The sequence below is a fragment of the Streptomyces afghaniensis genome (assembly GCF_044327915.1).
Taxonomy (GTDB): Bacteria; Actinomycetota; Actinomycetes; order Streptomycetales; family Streptomycetaceae; genus Streptomyces; species Streptomyces afghaniensis.
The window spans coordinates 1-20,354 of record NZ_JBIRGJ010000010.1 but is presented as its reverse complement, the minus strand read 5'-3'; the positions used below and the strand labels follow the sequence as shown (position 1 = coordinate 20,354).

Here is a 20,354-nt window from a genome sequence, read left to right as displayed (position 1 = left end):
CAATTCCGAGTTGCGTGTGAAAGCTCACATCCCGTTTGACGCGGGAGATTCACAGAAAAGGCCACACGCGAAGGCGCCGCCCGGCTAGGCTCTTCGCCTTTTCGGACGGCGCCAACTACTGCGTAACCGCCCCCGTTTGGGGCGGGACGGTCAGATGTGTCCGTCTTCGAGCATTTCGGTCACAAGAGCAGCGATCTGCGACCTCTCGGACCGGGTCAGGGTCACGTGCGCGAAAAGCGGATGCCCCTTCAGTTTCTCGACGACGGCGACGACTCCGTCGTACCGACCGACCCTCAGGTTGTCCCGCTGGGCCACGTCGTGGGTGAGAACCACCCGTGAATTGGCTCCGATACGGGACAGAACGGTAAGAAGTACGTTCCGTTCCAGCGACTGTGCCTCGTCGACGATCACGAACGCGTCGTGCAGCGAACGGCCGCGGATGTGGGTGAGCGGCAGCACCTCCAGCATCCCGCGGGCGGTGACCTCCTCGATGACCTCCCGGCTGGTGACCGCCGACAGCGTGTCGAACACCGCCTGCGCCCAGGGGCTCATCTTCTCCGCCTCGGAGCCGGGCAGATAGCCGAGCTCCTGCCCGCCCACCGCGTACAGCGGACGGAAGACCATCACCTTCTGGTGCTGACGGCGCTCCAGCACCGCCTCCAGACCCGCGCACAGCGCCAGCGCCGACTTGCCGGTGCCGGCCCGGCCGCCCATCGAGACGATCCCGACGTCCGGGTCGAGCAGCAGGTCGAGCGCGATCCGCTGCTCGGCGCTGCGGCCCTTGATGCCGAACGCCTCACGATCCCCGCGTACGACACGGATGTCGCCCTCGGCCGTGACCCGCCCGAGCGCCTTGCCGCGCTCCGACTGGATCATCAGGCCCGTGTGCACCGGCAGGCCGGCCGCCTCGGGGACATGGACGTGCCCCTCCTCGAAGAGGACGTCCACCTGCTCGCCGGTCAGGGTCAGTTCGGACATTCCGGTCCAGCCGGAGGAGTCCGTGATGGCGAGCTCCGCGCGGTACTCCTCGGCGAGGAGCCCGACGGAGGACGCCTTGATCCTGAGCGGGAGGTCCTTCGACACGACGGTGACGTCGAACCCCTCGGCCTGGAGGTTGCGGGCGACCGCCAGGATGCGGGAGTCGTTGTCCCCCAGGCGGTAGCCGCTGGGCAGCACGCTGGGGTCCGAGTGATTGAGCTCGACACGGACGGTTCCGCCGAGGTCCCCGGTGGGGATGGGGGCATCGAGGCGGCCGTACCGCACCCGGTAGTCGTCGAGCAGACGCAGGGCCTGCCGTGCGAAGTAGCCGAGTTCGGGATGGTTCCGCTTGGCCTCCAGTTCCGTCACCACGACGATGGGAAGCACGACCTCGTGCTCGTCGAAGCGGCTCAGGGCGTTCGGGTCGGCCAGCAGGACGCTGGTGTCGAGAACATAGGTGCGCCGGTCGGGCTTGTGGCGCTTTGTGCTGGTCACCACGGAAGGACGTACCCCCTCGGATGAGGTCGGGGAGCGACGGAGTGGAGCTGGACCGGTCGTCGGCCGCCCTGCGCGGGCCGAGAACCGGCCCTCCGCCTCTTCGTCCGTGCTGTGACCGCACGATCGGGCTGGTGCAAAGGGCCTCCCGGGCGGACGGCCCCGTGCCGTCCGCTGAGATCCGACACCCGGGGTTCGGGCGTCGACCTGACTGGCTTATGCCCTCGAACGGGCGTCGCCATGCCACGGCATATGACGGCGGGCCGGTTAACTCCGCGTTACGCGCGCCTTGAGAGGGGTACCGGAAAGGTTTGCTACGTGCGGCGACCGCGGTACCGGCGACCTGCGGGATCCCGCGAAGTCCGGCGCCCGGCGGCGTGCGCCGGAGCGCGGTTCAGCCGCCGTGGCCGCCGTTCAGCCGCCGTGACCGCCGGTCACGGCGGTGCAGCGCGGTTCAGCCGCCGTTGCCGCGGTGGCGGGCGGCACAGCGCGGTTCAGCCGCCGTAGCGGCGGTGGCGGGCGGCGTAGTCACGCATGGCGCGCAGGAAGTCCACCTTGCGGAACGCCGGCCAGAACACGTCGCAGAAGTAGTACTCGGAGTGCGCGGTCTGCCAGAGCATGAATCCGGACAGCCGCTGTTCGCCGCTGGTGCGGATCACCAGGTCGGGGTCGGGCTGGTCGCTCGTGTAGAGGTGACGCCCGATCATGTCGATGTCGACGGCCTCGGCGAGCTCCTCCATCGAGGTGCCCCGGTCCTGGGCGTCGAGCAGCATGGAGCGCACGGCGTCGGCGATCTCCTGGCGGCCGCCGTAGCCGATGGCGACGTTGACCAGTATCCCGTCGACGTGCGCGGTGGTCTCCTCGGCCTCCTTCAGCACCGTCTGCATCCCGGAGGGCAGCAGATCGGGCGTGCCCACGTGGTGCACGCGCCAGCGCCCGTCGGCGGCCAGGGTGCGCACGACGTCCTCGATGATGCCGAGCAGGGGGACGAGCTCCTCCTGCGGCCGGTCGAAGTTGTCCGTGGACAGCAGCCAGAGGGTGACGACCTCGACATCCGTCTCGGTGCACCAGCCGAGGAACTCCTCGATCTTCTCGGCACCGGCCCGGTGTCCGTGGACGGTGCTGGAACCGGCGGCCTTCGCCCAGCGCCGGTTGCCGTCCATGATGACGCCGATGTGCTTGGGCACCTGAGCGTGGTCCAGGTGGCCTTCCACCCGGCGTGCGTACAGCCTGACCAGCAGGCCACGCAGCTTGTCGCGCAGGTTCACGTGATCGTCAGCCCCTCCGTACGGATCGGACAGGCCGCGGCGTGCGGCCCGGTCGTGGCCGCGGGCGGTCCCTGCCCGTGTGGCAGTCCCCGGAGGCGAAGCCTACCCCCGCTGCCGCCGTGGGCCGCCCACGGGTGCGGAACGCAGAATTCCGGCCGGTGTTCCGGGCCGGTCCCGGCGCACAAAAAAACGGGCCGGTCCGTGGGGGGGATACGGACCGGCCCGAGGGGGGGTTTCCACCATAACCCTTTGTAAGTGATGCTGCGTGCATCGGCGTGCCACAACTACTCTCCGGAGCCGCCCGGCGACGCGGCGAGGTCCGCGGAACCTCTCGCTCACGGCTTGCTTCTGGCCGAAATGCAGCCCCTACGGCAGCCCCTGAGCAGCCTCTGAGCAGGGGAATCGTGCAGCCTGAGGCGGGATCGGGCGGATCTCCTGCATCTTGGGGCGCACTCGCCGGCTCGTCCCCCGCGTCCCCCCGATGGGCTACGCCGTCCACGAACGCCCGCTTGACCCCTCGCGACGCCGCGACACCGAGGCCCTGGCACCGCGCAGCCCCCTCCACTGCGCGGTACCGCCCGCGCAGCCGTACATCGCTCACCGTACTTTGCTCACGCGAATTACCTTGGTCTGAACTTACGCGAACGGCGGCACGGAGGCGAGCCGCGGGCGATAACGATGTGAGTCCCATATAGGTCAATATCTGTCCTCCTTCGGGTCTAGCGTCGTGCCATGACGACGATCTCGAAGATCACGTGGGACGCGGCGAGCGCACGGCGGACCCGACGGCAATTCCTGGCCGGACCGGCCGGGGGCGGGACGCCGGTCGCCGAGGTGGTCGGGGCGATGATGGGGGCGCACGCGCAGGTGCTCTCCGCTGCCGAGGTGTCGGTGGGGGTGCGGACGTCCGGGCTGACCCGGGCGGACGTCCGGACGGCACTCTGGGACGAACGATCGCTGGTCAAGACGTACGGGCCGCGCGGAACGGTACATCTCCTCCCGGCGCGGGAACTCCCCCTCTGGTCGGCCGCCTTGACCGCGGTCCCGACCGGGCCGAGCCCTTTCCCGCCCGACGTGCGGCTCACCGAGGAACAGGCCGCCCAAGTCGTGGCGGCGATCGGGGAAGCGCTCGAAGACACCTGCCTGACGCTCGACGAACTGACCGAGGAGATCGTCGCGCGGACGGGCCCGTGGGCCGGCGACCGCGTGATGCCGGCCTTCCAGGACCTGTGGCCGCGCTGGCGGCAGGTGCTGCACCGGGCGGGCTGGGCGGGCACGCTGTGCTTCGGCCCGAACCGCGGCCGGAAGGCGACGTACACGCGCCCGCCGGTCGCGGGGGCGGCGGCCGGGGGGACGGGCGGGGCGTCGGGAACCGGCGAGGCGTTGGGGACCGGCGAGGCGTCGGGAACCGGCGAGGCGTCGGGAACCGGCGAGGCCTTGGGGACCGGCGAAGCCTTGGGGGCCGGCGAGGCGTTGGGGGCGTTCGTACGCCGCTATCTGTATGCGTACGGGCCGGCGACCCCGCAGCACTTCGCGAAATGGCTGGCGGCGCCGACCGGCTGGGCCGGAACCGTGTTCCGGGAGCTGGCCGCGGCGGGCGGCATCGAGGAGGTCGACTTCGGGGGCACGCGGGCGTGGGTGGCCGCGGGTGACACCGACTTCCCGGACGGGCCCGTGCGGGGCGTGCGACTGCTGCCGTACTTCGACGCGTACGTCATCGCCGCGCAGCCCCGCGAACGGCTGTTCCCCGGTGCGGCCTACGAGCGTGCCCTGGCGGGCGGTCAGGCGGGCAACCATCCCGTGCTGCTGGTCGACGGTGTGGTGGCGGGCGTCTGGCACCAGCGGCGCCAGGGCCGTCGTACGACCGTCACCGTCGAGCCGCTCGTCCGGCTGACGGCGCGGCAGGAACGGGAACTGGGTGAGCAGGTGGAGCGGGTGGGTGAGGTGCTGGAGGCGAGGCCCGAGTTGGTGGTCGGGGAGGTGAGGGTGGGGCCGCATGCGTGAGCAGGCTTGTGGTGCGTGCCCGATCAGAGCTGGTGGGTTCCCGGCTTCCGTGCCTCGAAGAGGTGGCGGGTGCTGTGGGCCACGAAGGGCCCTTCGTCCTGGATCCGCCGATGCAACGCACGGAGCTGCGGCTCGTACGCCTCGACCGTGAAGCCGGGCACCATCCACACCACCTTCCGCAGGAAGTGCACGACCGCGCCGATGTCGTGGAACTCCATGCGAAGCCGCTCCGCCCGCAGATCGACGACGTCGAGCCCCGCGGCCTCGGCGTCGGCCCGCTCACGCTCGGGGTGACGACCACCGCGCACCCCGTCCGGCTGGGGTCCGAGGAAGTGCTCGACGAGTTCGAAGACGCTGGCCGGCCCCACGTGCTGGGCGAAATACGTCCCGGAGGGCTGGAGGACGCGGGCGATCTCGTCCCAGTGCGGACGGACGGGATGCCGGCTCACGACCAGGTCGAAGGCACCGTCGGCGAAGGGCAGCGGGGAATGCTCGGGCACGGCGACGACCGCGACTCCGCGCGGACGGAGCAGGGCGGTCGCCTTGGCGGCGTTCGGCGGCCAGCCCTCGGTGGCGACGGCGAGCAGGGGCCGCTTCGGGGCCTTGGCGAGAGCGAAGTCCAGCACTTCCCCGCCGCCGGTCTGGACGTCGAGCACGGCACTCGCCCGTCCCAGCCGCGCGGCCATCGACGTCGCGTACCCCCAGGAGGGCCGCGCCTCGGTGGCCCGCCCCTCGAACCAGGAGAAGTCCCAGCCTTCGGTGGGGACGGAGGCGCCTTCGGCGACGAGGTCCTCGAAGGTGCGGTGCATCTGTTACGCCAGAACGAGCAGGACATGCTCGTTCTCTCCGTGCTGGACCGTGCCGGCGGGACGGAAGCCGTGCTTCTCGAGGAGACGTACGGAACCGGTGTTACCGATGAAGGGATCGGCGTACAGGGGCCGGTTCTTCTCCCGCTCCAGGAAGAGTTCCAGAGCCCGGGTGCCGATGCCGCGTCCCCAGTACGCGCGCCCGAGCCAGTACCCCAGGAAGCGGCGGTCCTCCTCCCACCAGGCGACGAAGCTGCCGGCGACGTCCCCGTCCACGGTCACGGTCTGCACGCAGTTGGCGTCGTCCCCGAGGACCCGCTGCTTCCAGTGCGCCATGAAGGCATCCCGCGGCCGGGGCGTGAACCTCGACAGCCGGGCTGCCTCCGGATCCTGCTCGAAGGCGCAGAACGCCTCGAGATCGTCTTCCACGACATCACGCAGCCGCACGTCTTCGGTAGTCATGCCGATGAGTGTGGCACCGGCCACTGACAACGGCACCGCGGAAGCCGTCGCACCCAAGGCGCCAGGGACCCCGGGGTCGGCTACGGAACGAGCGGCCGTACTTCCTCCGCGACGAACCGCACGAAACCCTCGGGGTCCGGTTCGTCGCCGGTGGGCTGGAGGACCACGGTGTCGGCCCCGGCCTCGGCCAACCGCCCGACGGCCTTGGCGACGGCTCCGGCGTCCCCGGCGACACCAAGATCCGGAACGGATTCGTCCCCCTCGGCGACCAGCTCGGCACGCAACCGTTCGGCGGCGCCGGCCCCGGTGGCGGCGAGCAGATACACGACGACAGGGTGCGGCCCTGCCCCGCGACCGGCCGTCTCCCGCCCCTCGTCGATGAGCTGCCGCGCCTTGCGCACGCCCTCCGGATTGGTGGAGGCGGTGAGAATGGTCCCGTCGGCGGCCTCCCCCGTGAGCCGCAGCGAACGCGGCCCGGTGGCCCCGGCCAGCACCCCGCCCCCGCCACCCTCCGGCGGCCAGTCGAGGGCGACGTCGTCGAGCCTGACGTACCGCCCGTCGGTGGTCACCCGCTCCCCGCCCAGCAGAGCGCGCAGCGCGACGAGATGCTCCCGCAACAAGGTCACCGGCGACTTGACCCGCGCCCCCACCTGCCCCATCCAGTCCTGCACGCCATGCCCCACACCGACGATGGCCCGCCCCGGGAACATCCGGTGCAGCGAGGCCACTTCCATGGCGGTGATGGCAACGTTCCGCAACGGCACGGGCAACAGCCCGACCCCGACCCGCACACGCCCGGTCCAGGCGAGGGCAGCGGCGGCGGTGGAGATACCACCCTCTCTGAAACAGTCTTCCCAGAGCCAGAGCTCTTCGAGGCCTGCGCTGTCCGCCACTTCACAGACCGAACGCAGGCGCTCGGGGGCGAGTTGAGGTCGGAAGACGGCGCCGAGTGTGGTCATGGGGCCCTTCATACCCAGTCCGGGAAGCGACGAACAACACCTGTATGAGCTGAGTAAATGGTCCGGTGAACGCCGACGTCAGGTGGGGAGACGGACTCCGGCACGGCGGGCCCGCTCCAGTGCTTCGGGAGAAGCGCTCCGCTCCCCGTCTGTACGGACGTTCAGCCCGGCGAGCTGGTAAAGCACGAACAGGCGTTTGGGACCGGGTACCGCGATGACTCCGGCGAATCGTGGGTCGCCCGCGAACCAGATCTCGGCCACCTGGGCGGTCTTCTCGGTCTCATAACCCCGTCCGAGACGACGACGCCACCATGCGGACCGCGCATGACCGTGAAGGATGATGTGAACACCATCGTCAGGCCGGTCCGGGTTGGGGAACGCCAGCCAGACGTCACCGAGCTTCGCTCCGGGAATCTGCCCGATCCCACTCTCCGGGGTCTTGTGCGTCTGCCAGGGATACACCTTCAGGATGCGGCGTGCCTGCACAGCCGCAACGATGTACTGGCGCTGAAGAAAAGATCGGTAAAGGGCATACACGACGACGGGCAGCATGACCCACATCGCCCAACGCCCCACGAGAATCATGAGAACGAAGGCGCCGATGCATACCGCAGGCCAGAGAATCTGACCGACAACGGCGAAGGTGAACAGCTTCTGCCAAGCACTCTGGGTGGCGGAATCGTCCCAGGCAGAAGCCGAACCTGTGGGGTGATGCACGGTATCCATTTTCACGCCTCGCCATGTTCCATCGGCAACGGGTTGTCAAAAGTGACCATGCGGGCCGTTTCCCGAAGTAGGTCCCGATAATGGCCAGAACGGTGGACGGCAATCGTCGACAGCGTCAGGATGGCCAGTTTGCGGGCATCCGGAAACGGCACATAGACGACGTCCTGCAGCAGTTCCTGCGACGCATCGGCAACCTGAGGGCTGGTACGGATCTCCACGAGCGTCGCAGGGCCGCACGGGAGATCGAGGGCCTCCACATGACTGGCGTCTGCCATTCCCGCGGCGGCACGAGCAGCCATCACGCCACGCGGCGCCCAGGATGTCTCCCGCCAGCCGAGGGTGAACAGGGACAGCAGGAGGCTTCCATCGCCCTCGTCGTCCCGATGCAACCCCACAGAGCAATGGATGACACCGCTGTAGGCCAGCACATGAGCCAAGCGCCGGACCGGCGCCAACAGTTCCAGGAGCTGCCGACTGTTCTCGGGGCCGGTCAGCATCGCGGCAAGCGCCTCGGGTGAGTGCCGCTGGCCCTCGGCGCTTGACGGCACTTCCTCCGCCGCAACCAGTTCCGTGAGTGGGACCGGCACGAAGCCCGCGGGCAGCGCGAACCAGATGTCCGCGTCCGGCATCCTGGCGGACGGGTCGATGACGAACGTGTCCGAGCTCATGAGGCGGCAGCCACTCCCGTGAACAGGTACTTGAGTACCCCGGCGGTCGCCGCCCCGTCGATCACGCCGGTCCTCACTCCGTCCATCGCGCCTGTCACAGCTTTGGCTCCGTCGGAATCCAGCGTGTCGTAGAGGCTGCCCGCGATCCCGTACGCAGCTGTGCCGGCTCCCAACCACGTCGCCCCGACCTCCACCTTGGGCAGCACCTGGTCGGTATGGGCTCCGAAGACGCGCACTCGCTCCAAAAGGCTCGGCGCGTCGGAGATGGCCACGGCTTCCTCGCGGATCGAAGCACCGACAGTGGCTGCCCTCTGCCCGAAGGTCAGGGCCTCGTCCGCGGTACGAGCAGCGGCGCTCAGTGCCTCCGGTGCCTTCATCAGCCCCTTGGTCACCGCGCCGAGTCCTGGCACGATTCCAAGCGCGTCGCCGGCGACTGAGATGGCATTGCTCCAGAAGTCCAGGTCGAGTTCGCCGTTCTTGATTCCGTCATTCAGGGAAGCCCACACCTCGTCGTCCTGCAATCGCAGAGTGAGGGCCGTCCCACTCAGCAGCCCCGCGCCCAGCAAGAGGAGTGGAACCGCGAGCGGGCCTGTGGCGAACAAGGCAATCACGCCCAGAACCGCCGCGATGCCACTGAGAATGTCCGGCAGGTTGTCACCCAGCCAGTCCGTGAACTTGTCCCAGGCGCCCGGCTCGTGCGGGGCCAGCTTCGTCGTGGCGTCGCCGATCTTGCCGGCGCGGTACCGGGCCTTCTGTTCGTGCTCCTCGGCAAGACTCTTCGCCTTGCCGATGATCTTGTCGAGTTCGGCCTGGGCCTCTTCCACCGCGGTGTTCGCGTGGGTGAGCGCCTTCTGGGCCTCGTCGTGACGAGCGCCCTTCTTGTCCAGCTCCGGGGCGTCCTCCGCCTTGCTCGCACGGCCCTTCGCGGCGTCCAGGGCTGCCTGGGCGTCCTTCGCGTCCTTTTCCAGGCGTCGGGCGCGGCGCTGGAAGTCGTCGAGTTCGCCCTCCCAGCGATCCAGCTGCCGGGCGGCCTTGCGGATCGAGTGCGCGGCGTTCTTGAGGTTCAGGGGCAGCGTCCCGCCGTCCAGTTCCTCCCGGAAGGCGACGGCCGCGTCGCCTTTCCAGTAACTGCCATCCATCAACTTGGTGACCAGGCCGTGGCTTTCCTCCAGGACTTTGGCGCAGTTCACCAGCTTCTTGTGCAGTTCGCGGACGGTGTCCGTGCTGCCCGGCGCGGGGTTGAAGCCCAGGTGCGGGTAGTCGGGATTCGGGATGCGCCTGCCCGACTGGAGTCCTTGCGGCTTGTCGAGGTCCGTGTTGTACCGCGGATCGGCAGCAGTGCCCGGACGTTCGGAACCAGAGGTGTAAGTCATTTCGAACCCGCCGACCCGCCCTTGCCGCTCCGGGCCTTCTTCAGCGCCTCCTCCAGCGCCTTGTCCACCTCGTTGTAGCTGTCCTTGCTCTGCCCGATGATCTTGGCGAGGTCCTCGGTCTGCTCGCCGATCTGCTCGGTGCCGTACTTCCAGTCCTCCTGGAAGCTCTCGCACGCGGCGTCCAGGTCGTCCGTGCCCAGGCCGGTCACCGACGCGTCACTCAACGCACTGTGCAGCCCTTTCAAGGAACTGCCCGATCTCTTCAGCAGTTTCATGAAGTGCGCGAGCTCATCGTCATCAACGGCCAGCCGCTCCGCCATGCAGCCGCTTCCTCTCCACGCAGCCTGCTGCTTCCACGAGCAAGTGACTCTATCTGTTCCGCTTGTGAAGCAGACCGGGCGGCCACTCGTGCGAGTGGCCGCCCGTCAGTCGGAGTTGTGGCAGGCGTCAGCGGTTGACGGCCTGGACTTCCTGTACGACCACGTTCTGCGTGGCGCCGAACGTGCCGTCGGGGAGGTCGCCGCCCGCGCCGCCGGTGCCGGTCCACTGGATCTTCCAGGTGATGGTGGCCTGGAGCGGGTACGTGCCGTCGCCCGAGGAGCGCAGGTACTTCACACCGCAGGGCGGGGTCTGGTCCGCCTTGCCCTTGGCGTAGGGCTCGCCGATGCGGCCGTTGTCGATTTCGCAGACGCCGGAGGCCGGATAGGTCACGGCGTCCTTGGTGCCCGGTTCGATCCTGAGCGACACCGGTTCCGCCGTCGCGGTCGCCTGGATGTCGAGCACCGGTACGGACGCGGTCACGGAGACCGGCTTGAACTCGGCGCCGTCCAGCCATGCCCAGGTCGGCAGGTTGACCTTGGTCGCCTGGGCGGGGGCCAGCGTCACCTTGGTGCTGGGGACGCGGATCTCCGCGTAGGCGAGTTCGGCGAGGATCTCGGGGGTGACGGCGTTCTCGATGTTCGCGGGCGGGGGGTCGCCCTGGTCCACCCAGAAGATGGGTTCGTCGCAGGAGTCCCAGCCCGCGGGGAAGTCCTTGTTGACGAAGGAGTCCCAGAAGTAGCCCTTGCCGGCCTTCTCCTTGTTGAAGTCCTTGTAGGGATGCCCGTTGACATAACGGTCCCGCTGCTTGGCGTCCCACTCGTAACCCGTCGAACCGGCCTCCCAGGTCGGCTCCAGGTACTTCTGCAGCTGTTCCGGGGTGTACTTCGGTGCGTACCAGCACGGAGGCGGCGTCCAGGACGTGGACGACGTGAGCGCGCCCGTGGAGTTACCACTCCCGTTCTTCGAGCGGTCGAAGACGACGCCGCCGACGGTGACGGAGACGGTGCCGTTCTTGTCCGCGTTGGCGTCCTGGTTCGATTGACCGTCCGTGCCGCCGAACCCCTTTTCCGCGTAGGCAGGGCTCGTGGCAGCCAGCGCGAGGGCCAGAAGACCCGAGACGAGAAGCAGGCGATTGGTCCGCATCAAGGCTGGCACTTTGCGCTCCCCCGCTCCGAGATCAGTCGCTCGGTGACCCAGACGCCGTTGTCGTTCTTGCGCAGAGTGCCGGCGTAGACGACGTAACTGTCCTTCGTCACCGGCGTGACGTCGGTCTTACCGGTCTTCAGGAACTTGTTGAACGCCTTGCTCTGGTCCTCGCAGTAGACGATGGCGGCGGTTCCGTCGTCCTTGAGGTCAACGCTCTCGTTGTAGTACCGGGTCAGGCCGGTCGTTCGCGCCTTGTGGTCCACGAACTCCTGGATGTACTCCTGGCTTCCAGCGGCGGCCGTGCCCTCCGAGTAGAAGCGGTAGGCCTTGTCCAGTGGGTCCTGCTTGGCGATCGCCATGTCCACGGCTTTGATGCGCTGCTCGGCATCGTTGAGTACGGCGTCCTTCTGCGGGTCGCCGGTTTTCTTCCACTCGAACTTGTACGTGACGTCCGACGGCAACTCGATCTTCGGCCGGCCCGCGGAGGCCGGGGCCGACGTACTCGGGGAGGCCGACTTCTCAGCACCCGTGTCGGCTCCCGCGATCTTGTCGTTGTCCTTGCCCTTGGAGCTGTCATCGCTCCCGCACGCGGACAGCGTCAGGGCCGCAGCGGCGGTCAGCGTGAGCGCTGCGAGGAGGGTGGGGCGGCGGTTCACGGTCGGCTCCCGGTAAGAGGCGAGGCTTCTCTTGAGCGAACCAAAGCTATACAGCGGTGTGGGGCCGCACCAGGGTGAAGGTTGTCAACTCGCGGGGTGTATGGGGAGGAATCGGCGTTTCGCCGACCAGTTCGAGCCGTAACGGTTGCATAACGCGCCATTCCGTCCGTCAGGGGTGACGGCGTGCCGGGCGTTTCAGTCACGAACCAGCAAAGGGCTTGGGCCCGTGGGCCCATGTGGGGCCCACGCCTCTACGGATACGTTCGGGCTCGTACAGCCGGTGGCAAGTGGCAGGTGGCGTGGTCGGAGGTGGCCCGTATGGGGCGGCGGTGGCGGGACGGACGCGGGGAGCTGGTCGTGCACGGGGGTGGTGAAGGGCCGTCTGTCACTGTTCCGTTGGAGATCGCCACGTCCTATCGAGCCCGGACGAAGGGGCTGTTGGGGCGGGATTCCGTCGAGGGGGCGATCCTGCTCTCCCCCGCCAGCAGCGTGCACACCTTTCGGATGCGTATGCCGATCGATGTCGCCTATCTCGACCGTCGCCTTCGCGTCATCGACGTGTGCACCATGCGGCCGGGACGGTTGGGGATGCCGCGGCTGCGTGCCCGGCATGTGGTGGAGGCGGAGGCAGGGGTGATGGCGGGGTGGGGGGTGCGGGGAGGTGTGTCGGTCGAGGTCATCACTTAGCACTTCACCCCCAGCCGGGCGCGGACAGACTCTCCTGTTGACCAGGGCGTCCTCCACGTAGATGTCGAGTTTCAACCTTCTTGGCCGGGGCTTGCTCCGACACAGCCCGGGCCCCGGGACAGATCTGGCCTGGGGCCCGGCGGCCCACCCGACGCGTACGTTCGACCGCCCGGCAGCTCAGGCCGGCAGGGCCTTCAGCATGAAGCCATGAAGCGCGGAAAGCCGCGCGGTCATCGGTCCGACACAAGTTGGAGGACGGCCGTACCGTCCTCCCCGGTCGCCGCCTGGATCACCACCGCGTCCGGCTGGGGACTCGGCCGCCCGGCGGTTCCCACGCCACCGCACGAGTTTCCGCTGCCGTTGCTGCGCAGGACGGTGATGCAGCCCCGCCCCGGGCCGCTCGCGCTGCCCTTGGACTGGCCGTTGCCCGACTTCACCGTGTACGCGATGGCGTTCGGGCCGACCTCGGTGACGGACAGGGTGGCCGGGCCGCGCGGACCCTTGAAGGGGATTTTCACCGGCTCGGAGACCACGATTTCGCAGTTGCCGTCCGCGCAGGCGGTGATGTCCCGGCCGTCCGCGGCGGACACCGAGGGCTTGGGCGTGCGCTCGGGTCGTTTCGCGGGATCGGTCTTTGACGGCCGCTCACCGGGTGCGGACGACGATGCCTTCGCGGGCTCGTCCGAGTCGCTTCCGCAGCCGGCCGCCGCCGTCAAGGCGATCAGTGCGGCGAGTACAACTCCACTTCTGCGCAGTCCGCGTGCTGCCGTCGCGGCCATGGACTTCCCCCGTGTGCTGTGCTCCGGCGTGCTTGCCTCGGCTCTGGTGTTCGGCAGGCAGTATTCCCTCGTGTCGCTGGCGCCATGCGCCCGGCAGCCGCGGCTACCTCATCGGCGAACTGGGCGAGGAACGGAGTCGTCCTGGGTCAGACCCCCAGGCCTCCGAGCGCGCTCCGCTTCACTTCAGGCACTGCTTCGCTCCTGCGGTCGAAACGATGCGCGTGGTCTGCCAGACCCCGTCGCTGGTTTTCTCCAACCGCGTGTTGTAAAGGATGAAGTCCTCATCGGAGGGCGTGGTGACCTTCGGCTTGTTCGTCTTGAGGTCCTTGGCGTAGCCCTTGCTCTCATCGGCGCAGAACACGACCGAGGCCGCCTTGCTGCCATCGAGTGTCACGGTCCGGTCGTAGTACCGGATGGTGCCCGTGATGCCCAGATCGGCCTTCTTGAACTTGTCCACCCAGACCGCGGCCGCCTCCAGCGCCCTGCCGGTGTTGTAGAAGTTCAGCGCCTCGGCCTTGGGGTCCGTTCCCGCAATCGCCGCGTTGACCGAGCGCATACGCTCGGCGTTGTCAGCGAGTACGGCGTCCTTGACGGCGTCATCCGTCTTGCCGCCTTCGAAGGTCATGGTCAGGTCGGACGGCAGCTTGATCTCCGGGCGACCGGCGGCCTGCTGGACCGATGCGCTGGGCGAGGCGTTGCCGGCACCGGTATCGGATCCCGCGATCTTGTCGTTGTCCTTGCCCTGGGAGCTGTCATCGCTCCCGCACGCGGACAGCGTCAGGGCCGCGGCGGCGGTCAGCGTGAGCGCTGCGAGGAAAGTGGGGCGGCGGTTCACGGTCGGCTCCCGGTGAGAGGCGAGGCTTGGCTTCAACGAACGAACCAAAGCTATCCGGCGATGGGAGCAACGCCGCGATGGAAAAGCCCTCGTGGGCGTCCTAGTCAGGGAACCCCTCATCGGAACCGGTCACCCCGGCGAACAGTACGACCGGCTCCTCTTTGTCCTCATGGCCGACGCTCGCAGCGACCAGACGGTCGCCGACCCGCCAGTACAGGAGGTCTCCGAAGTAGCCGCTCTCGCACAGTTCCCGGAAGAAGGGCGGGATCTCGTCGTCGTCCATGTCCAGGAAGGCGCTGGCGTAATCCTCCATGGACATGGACCCGTGCGGACCCCACCGGGCGTCCAACGCCGCTGCCAGGTCTTGCAGCTCCCTCTCGAACTCCTCGCCGGCCCGCATGAGTTCGTCCCAGTCGTCGTTCGGCGGAGCGAAGTCGCGGCTCTCGTGCAGGGTCACGAGGTGGTAGGCGTCGTCGCCGGTCAGCGGGCGGGCCAGGAGTTCGTCGATGCGGGCGATGTACTGCTGCACGCTCATCGAGGAGCACTCACCGTTTCGTCGTTCACCGAGATCCTGAACCGCTCACCGACCCGCACCGTCACAGCTTCGCCTCCGTGGCGGGGACCGGCAGGGGGTCCAGAGCACCGGTCCCGGCAAGCGTCTTGTGAGCGGCGAGCACCGCCTGGGTGGACGGCGTTCCGCCGGAGCTGTCCGCGATCTGAAGCACAAGTCCGCCGTGCCTGCCGGGCAGGCGCCGCAGAGCGGAGAAGTCGTCCGGGACGCGCGCGGCGCGGCTCTCCGACAGGTAGACCGCCCACCCCGAGCGTGGGTGGGAGGCCCGCAGGCCATAGGCCGACCTGAGCTCGTTGTACAGCGGCCGGTCGTAAGTCAGCCCATGGTCCGCGTCCCACACGTCCGCCAGCAGCGCCAGCACCTCGGTGAACCGGCCCGTCAGGGGTACGGCCGCCGAACCGGACGCGGGGAACAGGTGCAGCACCGCCGTGAACGGGGAGTATTCGTTCGAGCCTCCCGCGATCACCCTGGCCCGCACGTATGCGCCGTCCGACTGAGTGGCCACAACGTTGGCTGTGTAGCCGAGGATGTCCCGGTCGTCCTGTGTATTGGCCGCCTCCAGTGCCGCCGCGAAATCCGCGGAGTCCACGGGTACGGGCTGCCCCGGGCCGGAATCCTCCTCCCAGCGCCATTCGGCCAGCGCCCCCTCCGACAACTCCGACAGCCCGGTCAGGAGCTCCAGCCATCGCTGAGCCAATTGCAGAGGTGTCTCCGGCCTGGGACCCCAGGAGACCTTCACGACCACTTCGCCCGACATACGCGCTCCTCTTTCCTACTTCTCCGGCGGGATGTGCTTGACCACCACGTCCAGGTCGGCGTCGTCGAACGCCTTCTGTGCGGCCTCGGCCACCCGTTTGTTGGAGAAGTTCCATTCGACGGGCTTTCCGTTCGCAGCCCGCAGCTGGCGCTGCGCCTGCTCGATGAACTTGTCCGCCTGGGCCTTCTGGAGAGTCCCGTCCTTGCCGACCTTCTTGCCGTATCCGAACTTCGCCTCGATGTAAGTCTGCCGTGACGAGTCCCAGCCATCGAAGTCGACGTCCCTGCCCGTCCTCGGATCCTTGACAGCGTATTCCTTGCCGCGCTTCACATTGGTGACCTGCTCCTGGTAGCGCATCCAGCGTTCCATGCTCGGCCAGTACGCCACCGCCTTCTTGGCCTTCCACTGGCCGTCGCCGCCGTCCTTGGAGCCCTTCCGCGGGTTCTTCAGGTCGTCGTACCAGGACGGCTTCTTCCACTTGGCGACCTTCTTGCGGCTTTCTTCCTTCTTCGCCTCTTTCCCGGCCGCCTCGGCCGCCTCGGCCTGCTTGCGGGCTTCCTCCGCCTGCTTTTTGGCCTCCTCGTCGCAGCCGCCTTCGGCCAGTACGACATAGGGGGCGCGGTACCCGCCGCTGGCGAGGACCGTGGTGCCGCTGCCGGTGGACCCGGTCAGGCCCGGGATGTCGCCGTACGGGACGCGGCGGCCGGGAGCAGAGGCAATGGTGCAGCCGGATTTCCTCGCCCTCTCCTCGGCCGCGTCCGCCGCCTCGTCGGCCTCCTTCGCCGCCTTCGCTGCGGCGTCGGCGTCACCGGCCTTGGCCGCTTTCTTGGCGTCCTCCGCCGCCTTCGCGGCTTTCTCGGTGAGCTTGCCGACTTTGCCAAGTTTCCCGAGTTTGCCGAGTTTCTGAACGATCTTGGCTTCGCCGTAACCGGGGATGAAGAGCGAGCCGATGTTCCAGGCGACGTTGGTGACCGCGCGGGTTTTCTCCCCGTTGTTCCACTGGTCTCGGACTTCGTCGCCCACGAACGTGTCGTCCAGGACCTTGACACCCGTGTTCCACGACGCGCCGCCCCAGTCGGTGAGGGCGTCGAAGTAGTCGCCGTTCTCCCACTTCTCGCCCGCGTCCTTGGCGTCCTCGGACCACTGGTCGCCCAGCGAGTCGCCGTAGTCCTTCAGGCCTTCCCATGCCTCACCCGGGTTGGTGACCGTGTCCCAGATGCCCGTGACGTCACCCCAGATGCCGTCGACGAACAGGCCCTGTCCCACCTGCTTGAACTGGTCCCCCACACAGCCGAAGAAGGCCCCGACGCCGGAGGTGCAGCCGTCGTCGCCGTCGTCGCCGCTGCCGCCGTCCCCAGCGGCCTGCTCGTCCTCCTCCCATCCAGGCTCGCCCGCAGCTGCGTCGTTCTTCTCCTCGTCGGTCTCCTCGGGGTACGAGACGGTGGTGTCCTCGCGGCCCTGCGAGGCAGAGCCGTTATCGACGCCCTCATCACCGGTCTGGCCGCCCGAGCCGGACCCGGAGGTGTCCTGGCCTCCGGGATCCGCTCCGCCGGGCCCGTTTCCGCCGGCGCCGTCGTTCCCGGCGTCGCCGTTGCCTGGGCCGCCGCTCCCGGCGCCGCCGTCAGCGGATCCGCCGTTCTCGGCGCCTTGGCCGCCCTGGCCCTGACCGCCCTCGGCTTGACCGTCCTGGCCTTGGCCGCCCTCGCCTTGACCGGCTGCGTCGTCACCGTCTGTCCCGTCCGCGCTGTCACCGGCCTGAACCTCCTCCCCGCCGTTTCCCGTTTCCGCCGGGCACGACGTTCCGGTGACCTTGCACACCGCCGACTGAATGCCGGTGAATATCTGCGTTCCCAGCCCGCTGACCAGCAGAGCGACGATGATCGCCGCGACCACGGCCACCAGCCCCGCGTACTCCACCGCCGTCTGGCCCTCGTCCCGGCGCCAGCGGATCATCCGGGCCAGGGAGAAGGGGCGGCGTTCGCCCCTGGCCGACTCGGGGAGGCGGTACCAGTCGCGGCTGTCCCCACGGGTGAGGAAGTAGAGGATCAGCGCGGGGAGGAAGAGCTGGGTGTAGCCGCGCGGTGATCCGTCGGTGATGTTGGATATCGAGCCGAGGATCAGCCATATCTGTACGGCGATCAGCCCGCCCCTGATCCTGGCTCCGCCCTCCCAGGTACGCCGGGCCAACCACCAGCCGACTGCGCCTGGGGCGGCGGCATAGGCGGTCAGGGCGAGTACTCCGCCGTCCAGGGCGTCGTACGAGGCCGCGGTGAGCAGGAGGCCGAGGCCACCGACGACCGTGATCACGAAGAGGGTATGGACGAGGACCAGCGCCGTCGCGAGCGAGCCCGGCATGTCCCTCCGCCGGCCAGGCCCCGACGGCCACCCGGCCCCGAACTCCGGCGCTCCCCCGATCGAGGCCATGTCCCCCCCACCTTCGCTCTACGACACGGCCCGAGGGTAGGAAGGGGCCGGCGGGACGGGATGGGCCCGTGGCCCCAAAACGGGGCCCAAATGACGGGGCTGAATGGCGGGGGCTATCGAGGCACTCGCGCCACGCCTCGTTGCTGGCCCGAAGGGGCGGGTCAGCTGTAGGAGCGTCCCAGGCCCGTCAGCCAGGTGTCGGGGGTCCGGCCCGTCCTGAGGCTCACCTGTTCCGCTCCGGCGGCGCGGATGTCCATCCACATCCGCCCGCGTTCGTCCCGCTCCGCCGGTCTGACGCTGATCAGGGAGCTGCGGTCGATCGCCAGCGCCTCGCAGGCTGGAGGTTCCCTGTCCTCCAGGAAGAGCAGGCGTCGGTCGGTCAGGACGAGGCACCCGTAATGGTCCGGCCGTGCCGGGTCGTAGGGCATGCGCAGGGCGGAGTGCCGTACGTGTTCCACCACCTCGCCGTCGCGCAGTACCGCGACCACGAGGGGCGCGAACACGTCGGCGAAGCCGGGCCTCGAATGATCGGAGTCGCGCTCGACGTAGCCGGGGCCGTACTCGCGGGCCGCCTCGGCAGCCGCCTCGTGCAGCTTCCCCGGGATGTCCAGGTGCGCTCGGGCCGCCGCTGCTCCGGACGTGTTCCCGGAGTCCTGGAGGAGTCGCGCGAGGAACGCGGACGGTCCCTTGTCGCTCACCTCCGTGCCGAAGCGCAGCGCCGTGCGGCACAGTTCGATCGCCTCATCGGCGTCGTCGGTCACCTCGGCGAGTTCGTGGGCGGCTTTGCCCGACGTACTGCCCTCCCGTTCGTCGATGACCGCCCGGTAGTCGCGGCGGGCGCCGGCGAGGTCGCCCCGTTCGCGGGACCGGCGGGCTCGGTCGAGAAGTGCCTGCGCCACATCGGCCCGGGCGCGGGACAGATTCGTCTGGGTAACGGCGGGCCGGGCGGGGTCATGGCTCGCTGCTTCCCGCAGGACACGGTGGGTCCCCTCGGTCGCCGTCAGCCGCAGATCCACCTGCTCGTAGCCGTAGGTGGCGGCGAGGTGGTAGCCGAAGAGAGCCCGGTCGGGTTTGTGTCTGCTCTCCTGCCTGGCCGACCACTCCAGGATCCCGCGCAACTGGGCACGCTTCCCGTGGTCCACGGCAGCCCGGGCGAGGAGGGAGTGCAACCGGAACACCCGTACGTTCGGCCGCCGGGCGGCCCAGACCAGCAGGGCCTTCAGCATGAAGTGCGGAAGGCGTACGGTCATCGGTCCGACACGAGCTGGAGGACGGCCGTTCCGTCCTCCCCGCCCGCCGCCTGGATCACCACCGCGTCCGGCTGGGGACTCGGCCGCCCGGCGGCTCCGAGGCCACCGCACGAGTTTCCGCTGCCGTTGCTGCGGAGGACGGTGATGCAGCCCTGCCCCGGGCCGCTCGCGCTGCCCTTGGACTGGCCGTTGCCCGACTTCACCGTGTACGCGATGGCGTTCGGGCCGACCTCGGTGACGGACAGGGTGGCCGGGCCGCGCGGGCCCTTGAAGGGGATTTTCACCGGCTCGGAGACCACGATTTCGCAGTTGCCGTCCGCGCAGGCGGTGATGTCCCGGCCGTCCGCGGCGGACACCGAGGGCTTGGGCGTGGGCTCGGGTCGCTTCGGGGGATCGGACTTTGACGGCCGCTCACCGGGTGCGGACGACGACGCCTTCGCGGGCTCGTCCGAGTCGCTGCCGCAGCCGGCCGCCGCCGTCAGGGCGATCAGTGCGGCGAGTACAACTCCGCTTCTGCGCAGTCCGCGTGCTGTCGTCGCGGCCATGGTGTTCCCCCGTGTGCTGTGCTCCGGCGTGCGTGCCTCGGTTCCGGTGTTCGGCAGGCAGTATTCCCTCGAGTCGCTGTCGTCACTCGCCGACACCCGCAGCTACTCGGGAAACCCGGGGTGAACGCTCATCGGGCACATCAGGACGGGCCAGGCCGACCACCTGCTGCAGGCCCCCACTGGGAACCTGCCTCCGACGCCTCGGAGAGCAGTCGCGTGGCTTCGGCCACGGCGACGTTCCGGTCGATGTAGCGCCTGGCGAGGTCAAGGGCCCAGGGGCAGAAATGTTCTGGCAAGGGCGTGCCGCGCTCCTTCTCGTCCTCGCGGGCTCACCATGGAACATGCCTTGGACGCCGACACCACCACCAGCGCTCGGTCTTCTCGTCGTTCCCGGGCTCGGTGCATGCACGGAAGATGCCGTCCAATCGCGTCACAGCGGATCTCAGGCCGCCGGCGTATACGTCGTCGACCTCGCGCAAGAGACGCGCCAAAGTGTCCCGGGCCTCCAGATCACGCCGGAAGAGGTCTTCCCGGTACCGGCCAGAAGGGCTCCAGTCGGACTCCAACCGGCGCACCAACCTCTCCCACACGCGCAGGCTGTAGTGAACGCGCCCTTCGACGCTCGCCGCCGTGTCCGTCGGATA

20 protein-coding genes and 1 pseudogene are annotated in these 20,354 nt (G+C 68.9%); 2 read left to right on the top strand and 19 right to left on the bottom strand.

What is annotated here, in order from left to right:
• Positions 1–150 precede the first annotated feature (150 nt).
• Both ACH4G3_RS34405 and ACH4G3_RS34400 read right to left on the bottom strand, forming a co-directional pair.
• A complete protein-coding gene (locus ACH4G3_RS34405; protein ID WP_020276567.1) occupies positions 151–1,476 on the bottom strand; it encodes a PhoH family protein in 1,326 nt (441 codons plus the stop codon).
• 491 nt (positions 1,477–1,967) lie between these two features.
• Positions 1,968–2,741 (bottom strand): isoprenyl transferase, encoded by a 774-nt coding sequence (locus ACH4G3_RS34400; RefSeq protein WP_010045850.1) that lies wholly within the window; start codon positions 2,739–2,741, stop codon positions 1,968–1,970.
• Between the two features lie 732 nt (positions 2,742–3,473).
• Here ACH4G3_RS34400 and ACH4G3_RS34395 point away from each other — a divergent pair.
• Complete coding sequence (locus ACH4G3_RS34395; RefSeq protein WP_397628167.1) at positions 3,474–4,745, top strand: winged helix DNA-binding domain-containing protein; 1,272 nt, start codon at positions 3,474–3,476, stop codon at positions 4,743–4,745.
• A 23-nt stretch (positions 4,746–4,768) separates the two neighbouring features.
• Here the strand turns inward: ACH4G3_RS34395 and ACH4G3_RS34390 are convergent, their stop codons facing one another.
• The 9 genes from ACH4G3_RS34390 to ACH4G3_RS34350 all read right to left on the bottom strand — a co-directional run bounded on the left by ACH4G3_RS34390 (position 4,769) and on the right by ACH4G3_RS34350 (position 11,862).
• Positions 4,769–5,554, bottom strand: a complete 786-nt coding sequence (locus ACH4G3_RS34390) for a methyltransferase domain-containing protein (RefSeq protein WP_397628166.1) — start codon at positions 5,552–5,554, stop codon at positions 4,769–4,771.
• Positions 5,555–5,557: 3 nt separating this feature from the next.
• The gene (locus ACH4G3_RS34385) at positions 5,558–6,013 is read right to left on the bottom strand and encodes a GNAT family N-acetyltransferase (RefSeq protein WP_397628165.1); all 456 of its coding nucleotides are present in this window, start codon (positions 6,011–6,013) and stop codon (positions 5,558–5,560) included.
• Between the two features lie 80 nt (positions 6,014–6,093).
• Complete coding sequence (locus tag ACH4G3_RS34380; RefSeq protein WP_397628164.1) at positions 6,094–6,972, bottom strand: LLM class flavin-dependent oxidoreductase; 879 nt, start codon at positions 6,970–6,972, stop codon at positions 6,094–6,096.
• 78 nt (positions 6,973–7,050) lie between these two features.
• Positions 7,051–7,698: a hypothetical protein gene (locus ACH4G3_RS34375; RefSeq protein ID WP_397628163.1), complete on the bottom strand. Its 648-nt coding sequence runs from the start codon at positions 7,696–7,698 to the stop codon at positions 7,051–7,053.
• 2 nt (positions 7,699–7,700) lie between these two features.
• Positions 7,701–8,366: a malonyl-ACP O-methyltransferase BioC gene (locus tag ACH4G3_RS34370; RefSeq protein ID WP_397628162.1), complete on the bottom strand. Its 666-nt coding sequence runs from the start codon at positions 8,364–8,366 to the stop codon at positions 7,701–7,703.
• Positions 8,363–9,739, bottom strand: coding sequence for a hypothetical protein (locus ACH4G3_RS34365; RefSeq protein WP_397628161.1), 1,377 nt, complete (start codon positions 9,737–9,739; stop codon positions 8,363–8,365). Before ACH4G3_RS34365 ends, ACH4G3_RS34370 begins: the two co-directional genes overlap by 4 nt.
• The gene (locus tag ACH4G3_RS34360; protein WP_397628160.1) at positions 9,736–10,059 is read right to left on the bottom strand and encodes a hypothetical protein; all 324 of its coding nucleotides are present in this window, start codon (positions 10,057–10,059) and stop codon (positions 9,736–9,738) included. The genes ACH4G3_RS34365 and ACH4G3_RS34360 overlap by 4 nt, the downstream gene beginning before the upstream one ends.
• A gap of 127 nt (positions 10,060–10,186) precedes the next feature.
• On the bottom strand, positions 10,187–11,203 hold the full coding sequence (locus ACH4G3_RS34355) for a hypothetical protein (RefSeq protein ID WP_397628159.1): 1,017 nt from the start codon (positions 11,201–11,203) through the stop codon (positions 10,187–10,189).
• Complete coding sequence (locus ACH4G3_RS34350) at positions 11,203–11,862, bottom strand: hypothetical protein (protein WP_397628158.1); 660 nt, start codon at positions 11,860–11,862, stop codon at positions 11,203–11,205. Before ACH4G3_RS34350 ends, ACH4G3_RS34355 begins: the two co-directional genes overlap by 1 nt.
• Positions 11,863–12,180: 318 nt before the next feature.
• Here ACH4G3_RS34350 and ACH4G3_RS34345 point away from each other — a divergent pair, with 318 nt between their 5' ends.
• The gene (locus ACH4G3_RS34345; protein WP_397628157.1) at positions 12,181–12,549 is read left to right on the top strand and encodes a DUF192 domain-containing protein; all 369 of its coding nucleotides are present in this window, start codon (positions 12,181–12,183) and stop codon (positions 12,547–12,549) included.
• Between the two features lie 230 nt (positions 12,550–12,779).
• Here the strand turns inward: ACH4G3_RS34345 and ACH4G3_RS34340 are convergent, their stop codons facing one another.
• The 8 genes and pseudogenes from ACH4G3_RS34340 to ACH4G3_RS34305 all read right to left on the bottom strand — a co-directional run.
• The gene (locus ACH4G3_RS34340) at positions 12,780–13,328 is read right to left on the bottom strand and encodes a hypothetical protein (protein ID WP_397628156.1); all 549 of its coding nucleotides are present in this window, start codon (positions 13,326–13,328) and stop codon (positions 12,780–12,782) included.
• 178 nt (positions 13,329–13,506) lie between these two features.
• The gene (locus ACH4G3_RS34335) at positions 13,507–14,163 is read right to left on the bottom strand and encodes a hypothetical protein (protein WP_397628155.1); all 657 of its coding nucleotides are present in this window, start codon (positions 14,161–14,163) and stop codon (positions 13,507–13,509) included.
• 100 nt (positions 14,164–14,263) lie between these two features.
• Entirely contained in the window at positions 14,264–14,698 is a 435-nt protein-coding gene (locus tag ACH4G3_RS34330; RefSeq protein ID WP_397628154.1) for a hypothetical protein, read from the bottom strand.
• Positions 14,699–14,759: 61 nt separating this feature from the next.
• Positions 14,760–15,491 carry a hypothetical protein gene (locus ACH4G3_RS34325; protein WP_397628153.1) on the bottom strand — a complete coding sequence of 244 codons (732 nt, stop codon included), beginning with the start codon at positions 15,489–15,491 and terminating at the stop codon, positions 14,760–14,762.
• Between the two features lie 15 nt (positions 15,492–15,506).
• On the bottom strand, positions 15,507–17,846 hold the full coding sequence (locus ACH4G3_RS34320) for a Tox-REase-5 domain-containing protein (RefSeq protein WP_397628152.1): 2,340 nt from the start codon (positions 17,844–17,846) through the stop codon (positions 15,507–15,509).
• Between the two features lie 230 nt (positions 17,847–18,076).
• Positions 18,077–19,165 carry a hypothetical protein gene (locus ACH4G3_RS34315; protein ID WP_397628151.1) on the bottom strand — a complete coding sequence of 363 codons (1,089 nt, stop codon included), beginning with the start codon at positions 19,163–19,165 and terminating at the stop codon, positions 18,077–18,079.
• A complete protein-coding gene (locus tag ACH4G3_RS34310) occupies positions 19,162–19,710 on the bottom strand; it encodes a hypothetical protein (protein ID WP_397628150.1) in 549 nt (182 codons plus the stop codon). The genes ACH4G3_RS34315 and ACH4G3_RS34310 overlap by 4 nt, the downstream gene beginning before the upstream one ends.
• A 329-nt stretch (positions 19,711–20,039) precedes the next feature.
• Positions 20,040–20,354: pseudogene (locus ACH4G3_RS34305) on the bottom strand (hypothetical protein); the annotation flags it as partial.